Raw genomic sequence first — 15,169 nt, forward strand, 5'->3', positions numbered from 1 at the left:
CCCTATCGTTGATGAATTCACTTCCACCATAACAATATCATTATTGTAAATATTTTATCAATTTTGCTTCAATAAACGTTGTTTTTTTATTATGCAAAAAATAAATCAACCAATTTAACTAAAAATTCAAATAATTAGTCATAATCCATACATTATCGCCCATAACCTATAGTAAGAGTATGGTAAGGGAGGGCGAAAATCCGAACAATTTTTGTAAATTTTAGATGTTTATTTTGTAAATTTAAGTATATTGGTGGAAATTTTCTGATTTTGTGGGTACAATAAAGTTAGATGTAAGACATCTAAGTATCCACAGTAATCATCCACGAAAAGGAGATGTCTGCGCGGAAAAGAAAACTACATATTCTTGAAGAGGAATCTTCAAATAGGCTGTCGGTAGCAGGGTATTGCCATGGGTTTGAAAAAAGGATAGGGAGTGGTTCTTTGAAACCTTCAACTAACCGGATGTTAAACCGCATCAAATGTATCTACATGTTTATCCGCAATAACGGCACTGTTTCTACGCAAGAACTTGTAGAGGAATTTGGTATCACTCCTCGCACCATACAACGAGATTTAAATGTCTTAGCCTATAATGACTTGGTAATTAGCCCAAGCCGCGGAAAATGGACGACAACACAAAAGAGAGTAAAAATGTCTTCTTAATAAAAAAATAAATTAGCATAATTTCATAAAAAAGCACGCGAGCCCATCTCGCGTGCTTTTTGTTTGTCTAAAATCAATGGTGCTCATGTACTTGGTTCGTGATTTTTTGATATTCCTGTTCACTTAGGATCCCTAGTTTTCTAAAAACATAGGAATAAATGAAAATCCTCCGTTGCAATCGAGGGGTTACGAACATATTAATCATCTCCTGCCTTAATTAATTATATTCGCCATTTCAAACAATGTTTCCTTCAACCAAAAAAAATTCTTATGGATAATATTTTAACCCCATAGCAAGAACACGCTGGGAAGGAGCTGAGCCACTATATTTGTGTGGAAACAGTAATATGGGTTGATCTAAAATCTTCAACACTAATTGACAGTTTTCAATAGTATGGTAGTATATTAATATCAAAAAATACTTTAGCGCTTAAAAGCGTCTAAGCAAAAAAGATAAGTGGGTAGGAATAACATGAAAAATAATCATCAGAACTTACAAAAAGGATTATTACCGAGGCATGTCCAGTTTATAGCCTTAGCTGGTATGATTGGTACGGGGATTTTTAAAGGGAGTTCCGACACCTTGGCGATTGCAGGACCGAGTGTTGTAATTGCCTATTTAATTGGCGGCCTTTTACTATTTATCATAATGGCTGCCTTAGGGGAAATGGCGCTTGCTTTTCCAAATTTAAATGTACAGCATTTAGTAAACAAAGCATTTGGATTCCAAGTTTCGTATATCGTGGGATGGCTTTACTGGATCAACTGGATTCTTGTTACGGTTGTTGAATTATTAGCAGCGGGAAGTTTCCTACAATTTTGGTTTCCTACAATACCATTATGGGTGTTAAGTTTCCTTTGCGCAGTTATAATCGTAGGAATTAATTTTACTCAAGTAAAAAATTATGGGGAACTTGAATTTTGGTTTGCTGGAATTAAAATCATAGCGCTGATAGCGTTTATCATTTTAGGCTTTTCACTCCTATTAGGAATTATTCCAAGCTCGATCCAGGATCCGCTCGCTAACTACACAGCACACGGCGGATTTTTCCCGAACGGAATAGGTGGAACTTTCAGCGCCTTTTTAGTGGTCATGTTTTCGTATGGTGGTGCGGAGTTAATTGGGATCGCTGTAACCGAGACAAAGGATGCTGAACGAGTATTACCAAAGATTATTAAAGGGGCAGTTTGGCGTGTTATTATTTTTTATATATTACCAATACTAATCATTTGTGGACTCATGCCTTGGGATAAGGTTACGGGCGCAGACAGTCCCTTCGTTCAGGTCTTCAGTACAACAGGGTTGCCTGGAGCAGCACATATTATGAATTTTGTCCTGCTGACAGCCGTGCTGTCCGCTGCAAATTCAGGTATTTATGCGACATCCAGAACGCTGTTTTCCATGGCACAAAGTGGCGTTGCACCTAGGGGGTTAGCAAAACTCTCTGCAAAGGGAATTCCAATAACAGGAATAATGCTTACAAGTATATGTATACTAGCAGGTGTTTACCTAGCCTATCTAACACCTAGTCAGGTAATCGGCTATCTCATGACCATTCCAGGGTTTACAGTCATGCTACTCTGGATTAGTATTTGTGCAGCACAGTTAAAACTAAGACCACTTTACAAAAGTCAACCGGTATTTAACGTAAAATGGTTTCCATATACGACCATCTTCGCCATTGTATCTTTAAGTATTATCTTTATTGGATTTGTGTTTAATCCAAATAATCTAATTGGTACAACCGTTAGCTTGGTAACGATTGGCTTGTTAATCATCCTCTCATTTCTTGTTAGAAAAAATGGTTTGAATGAAATTACCGCTTAATAGATACAGAAAAGGCCCTCAATTTACTTGTTGGCCTTTTTTGCTATTTCAAAGAGAAGGCTTTGAAAAGTACTTGATCACATACTGACGAAATTCTTGTCCCGCCTCAGATAAATAACGCCTCTTTGACCAGCCTAACCCAATGGTCCTTTGGCATTTTGGTTCAATGATTCTCAGTTTGTTTGGAAAGGGATTCGTATGATGGAGCCACGAAATTTCTGGAATAAAAGCAATCCCTAAACCTTGTTTAACTAAATCCCCTATCACCCCCGGCTCATCTCCTTCAAAAGCAATGTTTGGAACAAATCCTGCCTTACGACAAAATTCATCTGTTAAGTTTCTAAATCCGAAACCAGTATTCATACCGATAATAGGCTCGTCCTTTACTTCATTAAGAAATATTTCTTCTCTCCTCGATAAACGATGTTCTGGGGGAACAATTAAGTAGATTTCTTCAGTCATTAGCGGTTCCCAGACGATATCCGTCCCCTCAATAGGCACGGATGAAATACCAAAATCAATCTCCGCCTTTTCCAGCCGGCTTTTCATTGAGGAGGTTGACTCTAGGACTTGTTGAAATTTAATTTCGGGAAAAAGCTTTAAAAAAGAACTCAATAACTCAGGAAGGACCCTTGGAATACTGACCGCTAAAGTAATTTGCGTTTGCTTTTGATGAGCTCTTTCAGCAATTTCTCTTTTCCCTTCATTTAATTCTAAAAATATCCGATTCACTCGATCTAAAAACAGTTTTCCGTAGTCGTTTAACCGGAGCTGTCGATTTTTCCGATCAAATAATGGAACACCCAAATCTTCCTCTAATCGTGCTATGGTTTTACTTAAAGAGGGTTGGGCAATTTGAAGTTCTTCTGCGGCTTTGGTCATATGCTCAAGTCTGGCAACTGTTTGAAAATACTGTAATTGTAAAAACTCCATCAATTATGCCCCCTTATCAATAGCTTGAAAGCTACTAAATGATAACTAATTATATATTATACAATATACGTAAAAGTATTTATCATTGTGGTTATGTAAAAAACTTAAATGTAAAGGGGTCATTATGAAAGGAATTCACTTAGTATTTAGGGATTTAAAGATGATGTGGCATCATAAGCACGGAAGGATCGCCTTAGTGTTCCTATTAATCGTTCCGTTAATTTATTCTGGTTTCTTTCTTGCTGGTTACTGGAATCCCTATGGACGGTTAGATCAACTTCCTGTCGCTGTCGTCAATCTAGATCATGGATCGATAATGGATAACAAGTCGATTGAGGCTGGTCAGGAATTTGTCAAAAACTTAAAAGAAAACAAGGATCTCAAATTCTATTTCCTCTCTGCAAAGACCGCAAACCAAGGTTTGAAAGACGGGAAATATTATATGGTTCTGACGATTCCAAAAGATTTTTCACAAAAAGTTAGTACATTAATGGATGAACATCCCGAGCAGGCAAAACTAAATTTTGAAATAAATCCAGGAAAAAACTTTGTTGCCTCACAAATTAGTACGACCGCAACGGAAGAAATGAAGACAAAAATAGCAGCTAGCATCACGAAATCCTACGCAGATGGCGTATTTTCAAAGTTTGTTGAATTAGCAGACGGCTTACGTGATGCCGGCGATGGTGCGTCAAAAATTAATCAAGGAACAATCGATGCTAAGAATGGAATGATCCAGCTGTCAGATGGTGTCGACCGCTTAAATGATGGTGCAAAAAAGTTAGAGGATGGGAGTCAGCGGCTTTCAAACGGTCAACAAAAATTGACTCATGGGCTTGCCGGTTTAAAAGAGGGCTCACTAGCACTTTCTAATGGCATGGAAAAGCTTTCTGAAGGTCATGCAAGTGTAGAAGTTGGGATGGAACAATTAACGGAAGGCATGCAATCTTTGGCTTTGAATAGTGAAAGGTTATCTCAAGGTCAAGCAGGGGTGAAAAACACGACAGATGAATTATCGAAAGCAGTAGAACTATTTTTACAAAATCACCCTGATATGAAAAATGATCCTACCTTCCAACAAATTGCTGCCATGTCAACCGGCCTATCAAAAGCAGCTGATTCATTGAGAAGTGGTCAAGTCCAACTTGCTCAAGGGGCAAACAAATTAGTTCAAGGACAAACAAAAGTCCAAGATGGTATGACAAAGCTTGGCGATAAAATGGATGATGCTGCCACCGGGGCAAACAAATTATCTGAGGGAACCGTACAATTTTCCAATGGTTTCGTTCAATGGAAAAATGGTTTTTCCTCTTTAAATAATGGAATAGTTGATTTAGCAAACGGTGGAAGTAACTTAGATAACGGCACCAATCAGTTAGTAGATGGTTTGGATCAATTGAGCGTTGGTTCAGACGAGTTAGCCACAAAATTAAATGATGCTGCTATGCAAACGTCTAGTATCCATAATAATAACCAATTAACCTCGATGTTCTCAGAACCAGTCAAATTAGTAGAATCGGATTTATCCGAGGTTCCGAATTATGGGACTGGAATTACCCCCTATTTTCTATCTTTAGCATTTTATGTAGGTGGAATAATGGCAGCTAACATCCTTCCATTAGGGCGCAGACAAGATCTTAAGGTTAATGGAACAGAGCATTTTATTAATAAACTCGGACTTAAGTACTCAATCGCATTAATACAAGTGTTATTTGTTGATTTGGTAGTCCTTTTCGGATTCAAAGTACATGTGGTAAGTGTTCCCTTGTTTATTGTATCCAGTGTCATTGTCTCCTTAACCTTCATGACGGTCATCCTTATGTTAGTGACATTGTTTGGTGTTGCAGGGAAATTTATGGCTGTCACACTATTGGTTTTACAATTAGCTACATGTGGTGGAACATTCCCGGGTGAATTGAGTAATCCTATCCTAAGCAAGATCGGTAATGCTTTACCAATGGCCCATTCATTACGGAGCTTCCAAGATGTTATCTCCCTAGGGGATTGGGCCCAACTACAACAGCAAATACTAATCTTACTTTTCTACCTAGTAATATCGGGGGGAATTGGATGGGTGACAAGTCATCTGCAACATTCCAAGACTGCCGTGGAGACCTCTCATTAAAAACTAAAAAAGTGATACCCAATATTTACATGGGTATCACTTCAGATTGTAGACAAAAGGCATTCGAATGAGCCCATTCGGATGCCTTTTTATTGGATTTTTGCTCATAAGAGCAAAATTTAGACCTACCTTTGACTATTATTACGCCAATTCTGGACCTTTCCACGTCCAGCTGGCCATCTTTTTCAAGTTCATGGCAGCAAAAGTAAGCATCGCTTGCATGGACAATTTTTTTAAGCCTCTTAAGGTTGTCCAACGCATACCATGCTTTTCCTTAGCATCCGCAAAGACCCGTTCAATCGTTTCTTTACGTCTTGCGTAAATGCTTTTATTTTCTTGTGTGTGACGAAGATGATCGGCTTCTTCTATGTAATGTTCCCAAACATGTCGCTCAATCAATTTTTTATGTTCTTTACTCTGCGTGCATTCTGAAAGTAAAGGACAATTTTGGCACTCAAACGGATTAGAGAAGTATTGACGCTTTCCATTCTTCGTCGTCGTTGCATATTTCAGTATTTGTCCTTGCGGACAGATATAACAATCGTAGTATTCATCATAAATATACTCATGTTTTTTCATATAACCGTCCTTCGTACGAGGTCGTGTATATGGTAATGCAGGAGTCATATCATTTTCAATTACGAATTGAGCAATAGCAGGTGTTTTGTATCCAGCATCAGCAGCAACAGCTTCAGGTTTCCCGTGTTTTTCAATGACCTTCTCAAGTAGTGGCTCGAAAATGACGCTATCATGGATATTCCCCGGGGTTACAATTGCACCCAAAACAAAACCATTTCGATCCGAAGCCGCATGAAATGAATATGCGAACTGTTTCGTTCGCTCATCCTTTACGTAATAACCACTTTCTGGGTCAGTGGTACTTTCTTTAATTTCCTTTAATTCTTCTTTTTCAAATTTATCTGGAGGAAATGGCTTTTTTCCGTGATCATCCCGGTCTTTATTAATCTCTTCTTGTAGACGTGTTTCATAAACCTTCGATTCCTTTCGAACTACTTTCTTTTCAAATTTACGCTTATTTGCACTAGCTTTAACATGTGTAGAATCAATAAATACGTGCTCGCTACTAATCAATTTCTTTTCTGAGGCTTCCTTTAAAATACGATAGAATATCTGTTCAAATAAATCAGTATCCTTAAAGCGTCGCTCGTAGTTTTTACCAAACGTTGAAAAGTGAGGTACCTTATCATAAAAACCAAAGCCGAGAAACCAACGATATGCCATATTCGTTTCGATTTCTGCAATGGTTTGACGCATAGAGCGAATACCGAAGGTATATTGAATGAAAGCCATCTTTATCAATACCACAGGGTCAATACTCGGACGTCCCCGTTCAGATGAGTACATATCTTGAACAAGTGAATAGATAAATGAAAAATCAATAGCAGCTTCTATCTTACGAACCAAGTGGTTCGCGGGTACAACTTGTTCTAAAGCTATCATTTCTATTTGATCACGATTCATCTGTGTATTTTTAGTTAGCATTTCATCCACCTCATCTATATGTCTGTATCTTAATTATACAAAGGACTGATTTAAAGGTCATTATTGATTTTAAAACTTGTTGATTGGAGCGGAAGGCGCGAAGACTCCTGCGGGAGTACGGAGCAGGGGAGACCCCGCAGGCGCTTAAGCGCCGAGGAGGCTCCCCGCTACGCCCGCGGAAAGCGAAGCGCCTGGAGCGCAAATCAACAAACAATTTAACAAAGACATAAAAAAGACTGCCGGCAAACCCAAGTTTTTCGGATTTGTCGACAGTCTGAAGTGATACCCAATATTTACATGGGTATCACTTTTTTAATCTTTTTCGTCTTCTGGCTTTTCAGTTGCCGGATGGAGATGTTTGATTTCCTTCACATCCGACTCAACAAATAGCCGAAGTGCTGAGAGCTTATTTTCCCAAAATAACTCAAAATATTGGAGCCAATCTTTTAATTCATATAATGGCTCTGGCTCCAGCTTGTACCTTGTTTCCCTGCCGGCTTTCCGTTCCTTAACTAGGCCGGCATCTGCTAATACACGTAAATGCTTGGACACAGCGGTTCGGCTTATCGGAAAGTGTTCACTTATCGCCGTGACAGGCATCTCTTCCTTGCTAAGAAGTTTTAACAGCTTTCGCCTTGTTGGATCAGCGATGGCTTGAAAAACATCATGCTTTGCCGATGAAGCCGCCATTTATGCCTCAACATATGCTTGCAATTTTTTCACAAGACCTGCCCAGCCCTGATTCATGTTATCGCGGATCGGAGTATGCGGAGCACCGAATTCTGTAACTTTGTTAGCGTCCCAGCCACCATGGATAAGAGTTAACTCTGTTTTATCATCCAGTTCCTTTAATTCAAATGTTAGTGTCCAATCTTTTCCCCAATTAAATGAAAGTTTTTTAGGTGGATCGACATGTGTTACCTTACATGGCGACATGCCAAATTGCGCTGCATTTAAGTGAAATTCATGTCCTTCAACTGGTTGAAGGTCATTAGGCATGAACCACGCACCCAGACCTTCTGCTGTAGCTACTGCATCCCATACTTTAGCAATTGGAGCATTGTAAACGACTGTATACTTTATATCTTCTAATGTTGCCTGTGACTCATTTCCCATTTTAATTGCCTCCTCGAATTGTGCTGCGATTATTACTTCATTATGAAACCATTTGGTTTCACATTAAGACTATATAACACCATTTGGTTGCACGTCAAGCATTTCTTTTTTTAAAGAAAAACGGTGACTTCACATTAAGTAAAGTCACCGTAATTTTCATTCAATATACTTTCATCCCATAATTATTAAAAATCAATATATAGGATAAGCAGTAAAAATATGCTACTTTTAATATTAATCAGTCTGCTAACTTTCTCTATTAAAATAAAAATCGGGGTAATAAAAATGATAAATACTCAATATTTACGAAGAATTATTCTGGAAAGAGATGAAATTCCTTCTTTTAATAAATATCCCTTTAACCTGCCCAGTTTGCGAGGCTTAGACGAACTAGCTTTTCATCCGAATGTTACTTTCCTGATTGGAGAAAACGGCATGGGTAAATCCACCCTGCTTGAAGCGATTGCTGTAGCAGTTGGTTTTAATCCAGAGGGAGGGTCCTTTAATTTTAATTTTTCAACCTATGATTCACATTCTCCTCTTGCAGACTATCTCAAAGTAATAAAGGGTATCGAAAAACCTAAGGATGGATTTTTTCTGCGCGCTGAAAGTTTTTATAATGTTGCTTCTAATATTGAGGAACTGGATAAAGGAGGCGGCGGGAGAAGGGTCATTGAATCATTCGGAGGTGTTTCCCTGCATGAACAGTCGCATGGTGAGGCCTTCTTTGCCACGTTTCTTCATCGGTTTGGCGGTAATGGGATATACATTTTAGATGAACCAGAAGCAGCCCTCTCCCCACTGCGGCAGATGTCGATGCTGACAAGGATTCATGATTTGGTGAAAGATAACTCCCAATTTATTATTGCTACCCATTCGCCAATCATCATGGCTTATCCTGATGCAAAAATCTTTGAATTTACGGAAGAAGGAATTATTGAAAATACACTTGAGGAAACGAATCATTATCGGATTATGAAACAATTTTTTGATGATAAAAATAGAATGCTGCATCATCTGTTAGATGATTAAAATTTGACTTTGAAAGACTGGTTTCTCAATCACCATTCGTTCCAGTCACGTTGATACCTCCTACGTTACCCTATCCTTGGTTAGACTCCTGTTTCGAGCACGTTGACACCTTCTACGTGACCCTATTCTTGCTTCGATCCCTGTTTCGGGCACGTAGACACTTCCTACGTTACCCTATCCTTGGTTAGACTCCTGTTTCGGGCACGTAGACACTTCCTACGTTACCCTATCCTTGGTTAGACCTCTGTTTCGGGCACGTAGACACCTTCTACGTGACCCTATTCATAATTATGACTCTGTTCCAGTAACGTATATCCCTTAATGGCTTTTCCTTCGGCTTCATTTACTATTGGATAATATTTTTCCCATAAAAGATTTCATCCATTTCAATCTTTAATCGCTCCGTAATCTCAATATGTTCATCAGGGGAAAGCTTATCTTTTGTATATCCAAACAAATAGTTATTTAAGTCGAATTCACGCAGCTTGCATTTTGTGTGAAAAATATGTTCCTGATAGACATTAACGTCAATCATATCGAATAATTCGCCAACATCATCAGGGATGTAATTCTGAATTGAATTTATTTCATGGTCAATAAAGAGCTTATGCCCTGTCTTATCCCTTGTAAAACCGCGGACCCGGTAATCAATTGTCATCACATCTGTTTCAAATGATCGGATTAAATAATGAAGGGCCTTAAGGGGCGAAATTTCCCCGCATGTTGAAACATCAATATCTGCCCGAAATGTGCTTATTCCTTCATCAGGGTGGAATTCCGGATATGTATGAACCGTGATATGACTCTTATCTAACTGAATCACCACAGATTCCGGCAGCGGTCCCGGAGATTCCTCAAAGGATTCAGACGGCGCATTCGCAACTGGACCCTCAGATACCAATAGAGTCACGCTTGCTCCGGCCGGTTCAAAGTCCTGACTCGCCACATTTAACACATGGGCACCAATTATATCTGATACATGGGTTAAAATTTTTTGCAGCCTGTCTGCACTGTATTGTTCATCTATATACTTCAGATAGGCTTCACGTTCTTCCCTCGTTTTTGTAAAACAAATATCATACATATTAAAGCTTAACGATTTCGTCAAGTTATTAAAGCCGTGTAACTCAATAGCCTGCTCGTGTGTAAGTCTCATGACAGTTCCCCCTTAAAATTAAGGTATCCTTTGCAAGTAAATATTATTAAGATACCCAGAGTTCTACCTAGTTACTAATTTTTTATAAAATGTTCCGCCTTCCTTAATTATAATTATTATTATTTAATATTTACTTTTAAATAATATATGATATAATTAATTCAGATAAGAAATTAGGAGGAATGCTAAAATGACCGTTGAACAAGTAATCAACCAACAAATTGCAAACTGGAATATACTATATACTAAATTACATCGTTTTCACTGGTATGTGAAAGGTCCTCACTTCTTTACCTTACATGCCAAATTCGAAGAATTATATGAGGAAGCAGCAGCGACAATTGATGAGTTTGCTGAGCAATTATTAACCATTGGCGGCAGTCCCATTTCTACCCTTAAAGAATATCTTCAACTTGCAACCATTGAAGAAACCATTGAAACATTAACTGCTGAAGAAATGGTTCAGACAATCGTCCATGACTTTTCCTTAATCATTGATGAATTAAAAGCTGGGATGGAAGTTGCTGAACAAAACAATGACGAGGTAACCAGTGATATGTTTTTAGGCCTAATCGGCAAACTCAATAAACATAACTGGATGTTACAATCTTTCCTACAGGCTTAATTGAAAATAAACGTTAAATCTAGGACAAGCTGATTGCTTGTCTTTTTTTTCATGCGAATGAGTTGAATTTTCCCAAAATTGAATGTCTTTGCTATTATTAAATCAAGTATAGATCAAATAAATTATGGGAGGTGAAACCCCTAATGAAGTTGTTAACACCTATCTTGACGGTCATTTTCTCTTTGTCTACCCTATTAACTGCTTGTGATTCGGAACAGCTGCATCCAAGTAATAATGTACAGCAAAAGCAAAATGGCCTACAGCCTAAGGAAATAAACCAATCCTATTTAAAAAAGCTTGATAATATTAAGGATTTGGCTCAAAAAGGAATGGTGAAGGATTGTCCATTTAATGCGCTTGATCGCACAATCCAACAAGTTAACTCTGAATGGGGTGAACCCGACAAGGTTGATCAGGCAGGTTCTGGCACCTATGCCACCTATGACAATAAAAACATCGTTTTAGGCTATAACAAGGCAGGAGAAATTTTCGACGTTCGTTCCTATGATGCGGACCTCAAAGAAATTACAGACAAGATGGTGGTCAGATCATTCGGGCAGCCTAAGGAAATACGAGACAATAATAATGAAAATATTTATGTTTATGAATTGAAGCAGGAAATTCAGCTTAAGTTGATTTTTCCGAAAAGTAGTAATGTGATAGATCATATTTCTGTTTTTAACCCAAAAAGATCTACCATCACAGCATCAAATAGCGAATACATCCTTGATATAAAAGGAAGCTCCAATCAGTTATCAGAATCAGCTTGGGCTTCGATGCAAAAATGGCGGAAAGATATCGTCCTCTTTGCTAAAAACCAAAAGAGTGTTTATATTAATGGCCCTGATAAAAAACAGGTGGCCCTAACGTTTGATGATGGACCTGATGATGTAATCACACCGGCTATCATTGAGATTTTGGCAAACCACCATGTAAAAGGAAACTTCTTTTTTATTGGCAGTAAGGTTAATAAGCATCCTGATGTTGTAAAGGATGCCTTTAAAAATGGAAACTTAGTCTTAAGTCATAGCTTTAATCATGTAGAATTAACCAAATTAGGCAAAAACGCTACTAGACTCGAAATTGATCAAGCTGGGAAAGCAATTAAATCAGTTATTGGCAAGGAGCCGGCTATCCTTCGTACACCATATGGAGATACAAATGTACAGGTGGCAGGGGTTGCAAAACAAGAGGGCTATTCCATTGTCCTCTGGTCGATTGATACCCTGGATTGGTCCCAAATGGATTCAAAAAATATCATTCGCAATGTGATCGATAATCTTCGAAACGGTGACATTATCTTAATGCACTCCGATTCCGATAAGAGTGAGACCAAAAAAGCCTTACCACTCCTTATAGAAGAATTGCAAAAAAGAAATGTTGAAATTGTCGATTTAGAAACAATGTTAGATGTGAAGGCCTATCAATAATCAACCATATATCAGAATATGGATTCGCTGATTCAACAAGGAAATTCGCTGATTGGATTCATAAATTCGCTGATTGAACTTATTAAAGGCAAGAAAATTCCATATATTTACGCTTTAATAACGTTATTTCATAGTGAAATATTTATTAAAAGGAAAAAGCAGCTATTTTTTTAGCTGCTTTTTACATTTTAAGATTATTTCACTTGATATCCTCGCAATAATTCTACTTCTTCGTCTGTCAGTTCCCGGTATTCACCTAACTCCAGTGTCTCATCCAACGGCAAGGGACCCATTGTAATCCGCTGAAGATAAACCACTCTTTTACCAACAGCTTCAAACATTCTTTTCACTTGATGAAATTTACCTTCCGTAATGGTTAGCTCAATGTCAGAACGGATACCGGATTTTATTATTTTCAACTCACCTGGCTTTGTTTCGTAGCCATCATCCAAGGTTACTCCATTAGCAAAGGCCACGACATCATTTTCCGTTACTTCACCATCAATGACAGCAAAATACGTTTTCGGAACATGCTTTTTCGGTGAAAGTAATCTGTGTGCCAAATGACCGTCATTGGTGATCAGCAGTAAACCTTCTGTGTCCTTATCCAATCTGCCAACAGGAAACGGTTCATAGACCTGGTCCTCGAGCTCTAATAAATCGATAACCGTTTCGGTAGTGCTATCTTCTGTCGCTGATAATACCCCTTGCGGCTTATTCATCATCAAATAAATAAATTCTTTGTATTCAATAACCTCACCATTTAAAGTCACGGTTTGTTTGGACGTATCCACATGCTGTTTTGCATCCTTGACTACCACATCATCAACCTTGACCGCACTACTTTTTAAAAGCTGCTTCACTTCTTTCCGGCTGCCATAGCCAAGATTAGCTAGCATTTTATCAATTCTCAACTGTCCCATCTCCTTTTTAAGAAGATTTTTAAAATCTTAACCTTAGTTTTTGCTTGATTCGATCGACCCTGTCACCAAATAAACGGTTCACTAGTCCTGATTTCAGGCCTAAGTAAAAATAGATGACGGCGCCCATTCCGGCACTTATCACGATAAGCAGGACGGATTGACCCTTTGATGCAGGAGAAAGGAATAGTAATAGTAATTTATAAACAATTTCTGTTCCTGCCCACATCAATCCTGCGAAGATGATAATCAATAAACTCCTCCGCCATACCAGCCGGAAACGATAGCCGGAGAATGTCTTAATCACAATTAAATTAATGACAATCGCTGCCGTATAACCAAGCGCTGTGGCGAGAACGGCCCCTCTTGTTTCAAACATTTTAATTAATGGAATGTTTAGAGCAAATTTTATTAATAAACCCACAAGCAAGCTTAAGATGGTAAAGCGCTGTTCGTTAATTCCCTGCAATATGGCTGCTGTGACAGAATAGAGGGAAAAAAGAATCGCAACAGGTGCATAGGCGCCTAATACTTGTGTCCCAAGATTATCATGCTCATAAAAAGCTGTGTAAACCGGTTCGGCCAATAACGAAAGCCCGATAGCAGCCGGTAATGTTAAATAGAGCAAAACTTGAAAGGTTTGGTTTAATTGCCGGTCCATGTTTTTCTGATCATTCTCTACAAATGCCTTTGTAATACTCGGTATGAGTGTTAAGGAAAAGGCCGTTGCAAGTGATACAGGAATGATGACAATTTTATGTGACTCGAAATTTAATATACCAAAGGCCGCATCAGCCATCTGCCTTGCATTGCCCATTGCGGACATCGCCCGGTTGAAGGTAATTTGATCGATAAATTGAAATAACGGATTGGCAATTCCGACAAAAACGAAGGGCGCTGCGTATAATAGTATTTCTTTATAGATTTCCTTTAGAGAAATATGGCTGGTCCCTTTATCATGTTCAAGTAGTTCGTCCAAATAGGGTTTTCTTTTATACCAATACCAAAATAAAACAACTAATCCTCCGATAGCACCGACAAATGCTGCAAAGGTGGCAACGCTAACTGCCGAAACAATAGTGCCATGTAAAAATTTCAAAACAACATAGGCTCCTGCAAGTGTAAAAATAATTCGTACGATTTGTTCGACAACCTGTGAAACAGCCGAAGGTCCCATTGATTGATGTCCCTGAAAGTAACCTCTGATTAAGCTCATAATTGGCACAACGATCAATGCAAAACTAACAGCCCGAATAACCGTCGTAACATTGGCCAGTTGTCCTTTACCAGGATGACTTAATTCAGCTAACATAGGTGCAGCGGAATACATCACTAAGAATGCCACAACCCCAGTCAACAACATTACCACTAGTCCCGATTTAAACAGCTTTCGGCCAACAGCATACTCTTCAAGTGCATTATATTTTGCAATGAATTTTGAAACAGCCAACGGTACACCCGCCGTTGCAATACTGATAAAAATGGTATATGGGACATATGAAAATGAATAAAGCTGCGTCCCGTGTTTCCCGACAATTTGATAAAACGGAATAACATAAATTAATCCGATAACCTTAGATAGTATTGTTCCAAACGTTAAAATAAATGTTCCTCTTAAAAGCTTTGACTGCATAGAATCCCTTCCTACCCGAAGAAATACGTGCGCTTCTTCACAAATAATTCGACTTTTTTTGCACACTATTAGTAGTTTACAACTTCTTTCTCTCAGACGCTACTAACTTCCAAGTTAAATTTACGAAAAAAAGGACACATTCGTTTTATTTTGATGATAAATGTTTATAATGGAGTGACGGATTAAAGTAAAGTTGGTGGAA

General features: G+C 38.4%; 13 protein-coding genes. 6 read left to right on the top strand and 7 right to left on the bottom strand.

Features of this window, described 5'->3' with window-relative positions:
- Positions 1 to 444: 444 nt before the first annotated feature.
- Entirely contained in the window at positions 445 to 666 is a 222-nt protein-coding gene (locus tag CCK98_RS26250; RefSeq protein ID WP_066260326.1) for a DeoR family transcriptional regulator, read from the top strand.
- 472 nt (positions 667 to 1,138) lie between these two features.
- Positions 1,139 to 2,494, top strand: coding sequence for an amino acid permease (locus tag CCK98_RS26255; RefSeq protein WP_088089297.1), 1,356 nt, complete (start codon positions 1,139 to 1,141; stop codon positions 2,492 to 2,494).
- 48 nt (positions 2,495 to 2,542) lie between these two features.
- Here CCK98_RS26255 and CCK98_RS26260 read toward each other — a convergent pair whose 3' ends face one another.
- Positions 2,543 to 3,427 carry a LysR family transcriptional regulator gene (locus tag CCK98_RS26260; protein ID WP_088089298.1) on the bottom strand — a complete coding sequence of 295 codons (885 nt, stop codon included), beginning with the start codon at positions 3,425 to 3,427 and terminating at the stop codon, positions 2,543 to 2,545.
- Positions 3,428 to 3,551: 124 nt separating this feature from the next.
- Here CCK98_RS26260 and CCK98_RS26265 point away from each other — a divergent pair, with 124 nt between their 5' ends.
- Positions 3,552 to 5,552, top strand: coding sequence for a YhgE/Pip domain-containing protein (locus tag CCK98_RS26265; RefSeq protein WP_088089299.1), 2,001 nt, complete (start codon positions 3,552 to 3,554; stop codon positions 5,550 to 5,552).
- A 141-nt stretch (positions 5,553 to 5,693) separates the two neighbouring features.
- On the opposite strand, the gene CCK98_RS26270 is transcribed toward CCK98_RS26265, so the two are convergent.
- The 3 genes from CCK98_RS26270 to CCK98_RS26280 all read right to left on the bottom strand — a co-directional run bounded on the left by CCK98_RS26270 (position 5,694) and on the right by CCK98_RS26280 (position 8,171).
- On the bottom strand, positions 5,694 to 7,055 hold the full coding sequence (locus CCK98_RS26270) for an IS1182 family transposase (RefSeq protein ID WP_088085959.1): 1,362 nt from the start codon (positions 7,053 to 7,055) through the stop codon (positions 5,694 to 5,696).
- Positions 7,056 to 7,367: 312 nt separating this feature from the next.
- On the bottom strand, positions 7,368 to 7,745 hold the full coding sequence (locus CCK98_RS26275; RefSeq protein WP_088089300.1) for a helix-turn-helix transcriptional regulator: 378 nt from the start codon (positions 7,743 to 7,745) through the stop codon (positions 7,368 to 7,370).
- Positions 7,746 to 8,171, bottom strand: a complete 426-nt coding sequence (locus CCK98_RS26280) for an SRPBCC domain-containing protein (protein WP_088089301.1) — start codon at positions 8,169 to 8,171, stop codon at positions 7,746 to 7,748.
- Positions 8,172 to 8,456: 285 nt separating this feature from the next.
- Here CCK98_RS26280 and CCK98_RS26285 point away from each other — a divergent pair, with 285 nt between their 5' ends.
- Entirely contained in the window at positions 8,457 to 9,203 is a 747-nt protein-coding gene (locus tag CCK98_RS26285) for an AAA family ATPase (protein ID WP_179195931.1), read from the top strand.
- A 346-nt stretch (positions 9,204 to 9,549) separates the two neighbouring features.
- On the opposite strand, the gene speD is transcribed toward CCK98_RS26285, so the two are convergent.
- Positions 9,550 to 10,359, bottom strand: a complete 810-nt coding sequence (gene speD, locus CCK98_RS26290) for an adenosylmethionine decarboxylase (protein ID WP_088089302.1) — start codon at positions 10,357 to 10,359, stop codon at positions 9,550 to 9,552.
- Positions 10,360 to 10,549: 190 nt separating this feature from the next.
- Between speD and CCK98_RS26295 the strand changes: the two genes are divergently transcribed.
- Together CCK98_RS26295 and CCK98_RS26300 are read left to right on the top strand one after the other, a co-directional pair.
- A complete protein-coding gene (locus CCK98_RS26295) occupies positions 10,550 to 10,984 on the top strand; it encodes a DNA starvation/stationary phase protection protein (protein WP_088089303.1) in 435 nt (144 codons plus the stop codon).
- 143 nt (positions 10,985 to 11,127) lie between these two features.
- Complete coding sequence (locus tag CCK98_RS26300) at positions 11,128 to 12,414, top strand: DUF4309 domain-containing protein (protein ID WP_088089304.1); 1,287 nt, start codon at positions 11,128 to 11,130, stop codon at positions 12,412 to 12,414.
- Positions 12,415 to 12,608: 194 nt separating this feature from the next.
- Here CCK98_RS26300 and CCK98_RS26305 read toward each other — a convergent pair whose 3' ends face one another.
- Positions 12,609 to 13,328, bottom strand: coding sequence for a 16S rRNA pseudouridine(516) synthase (locus CCK98_RS26305; protein WP_088089305.1), 720 nt, complete (start codon positions 13,326 to 13,328; stop codon positions 12,609 to 12,611).
- Positions 13,329 to 13,356: 28 nt separating this feature from the next.
- Entirely contained in the window at positions 13,357 to 14,967 is a 1,611-nt protein-coding gene (locus CCK98_RS26310; RefSeq protein ID WP_088089306.1) for a polysaccharide biosynthesis protein, read from the bottom strand.
- Between the last annotated feature and the right edge of the window lie 202 nt (positions 14,968 to 15,169).

Source organism: Bacillus sp. OV166 (assembly GCF_900177675.1).
Lineage (GTDB): Bacteria > Bacillota > Bacilli > Bacillales > Cytobacillaceae > Neobacillus.

Excerpts from the sequence above, each read along its gene's own strand:
- CCK98_RS26255 (WP_088089297.1), top strand. The coding sequence starts at position 1,139 with ATGAAAAATAATCATCAGAACTTACAAAAAGGATTATTACCGAGGCAT.
- CCK98_RS26265 (WP_088089299.1), top strand. The coding sequence starts at position 3,552 with ATGAAAGGAATTCACTTAGTATTTAGGGATTTAAAGATGATGTGGCAT.
- CCK98_RS26295 (WP_088089303.1), top strand. The coding sequence starts at position 10,550 with ATGACCGTTGAACAAGTAATCAACCAACAAATTGCAAACTGGAATATA.
- CCK98_RS26300 (WP_088089304.1), top strand. The coding sequence starts at position 11,128 with ATGAAGTTGTTAACACCTATCTTGACGGTCATTTTCTCTTTGTCTACC.
- CCK98_RS26260 (WP_088089298.1), bottom strand. The coding sequence starts at position 3,427 with ATGGAGTTTTTACAATTACAGTATTTTCAAACAGTTGCCAGACTTGAG.
- speD (WP_088089302.1), bottom strand. The coding sequence starts at position 10,359 with ATGAGACTTACACACGAGCAGGCTATTGAGTTACACGGCTTTAATAAC.
- CCK98_RS26285 (WP_179195931.1), top strand. The coding sequence starts at position 8,457 with ATGATAAATACTCAATATTTACGAAGAATTATTCTGGAAAGAGATGAA.
- CCK98_RS26275 (WP_088089300.1), bottom strand. The coding sequence starts at position 7,745 with ATGGCGGCTTCATCGGCAAAGCATGATGTTTTTCAAGCCATCGCTGAT.
- CCK98_RS26280 (WP_088089301.1), bottom strand. The coding sequence starts at position 8,171 with ATGGGAAATGAGTCACAGGCAACATTAGAAGATATAAAGTATACAGTC.
- CCK98_RS26310 (WP_088089306.1), bottom strand. The coding sequence starts at position 14,967 with ATGCAGTCAAAGCTTTTAAGAGGAACATTTATTTTAACGTTTGGAACA.
- CCK98_RS26270 (WP_088085959.1), bottom strand. The coding sequence starts at position 7,055 with ATGCTAACTAAAAATACACAGATGAATCGTGATCAAATAGAAATGATA.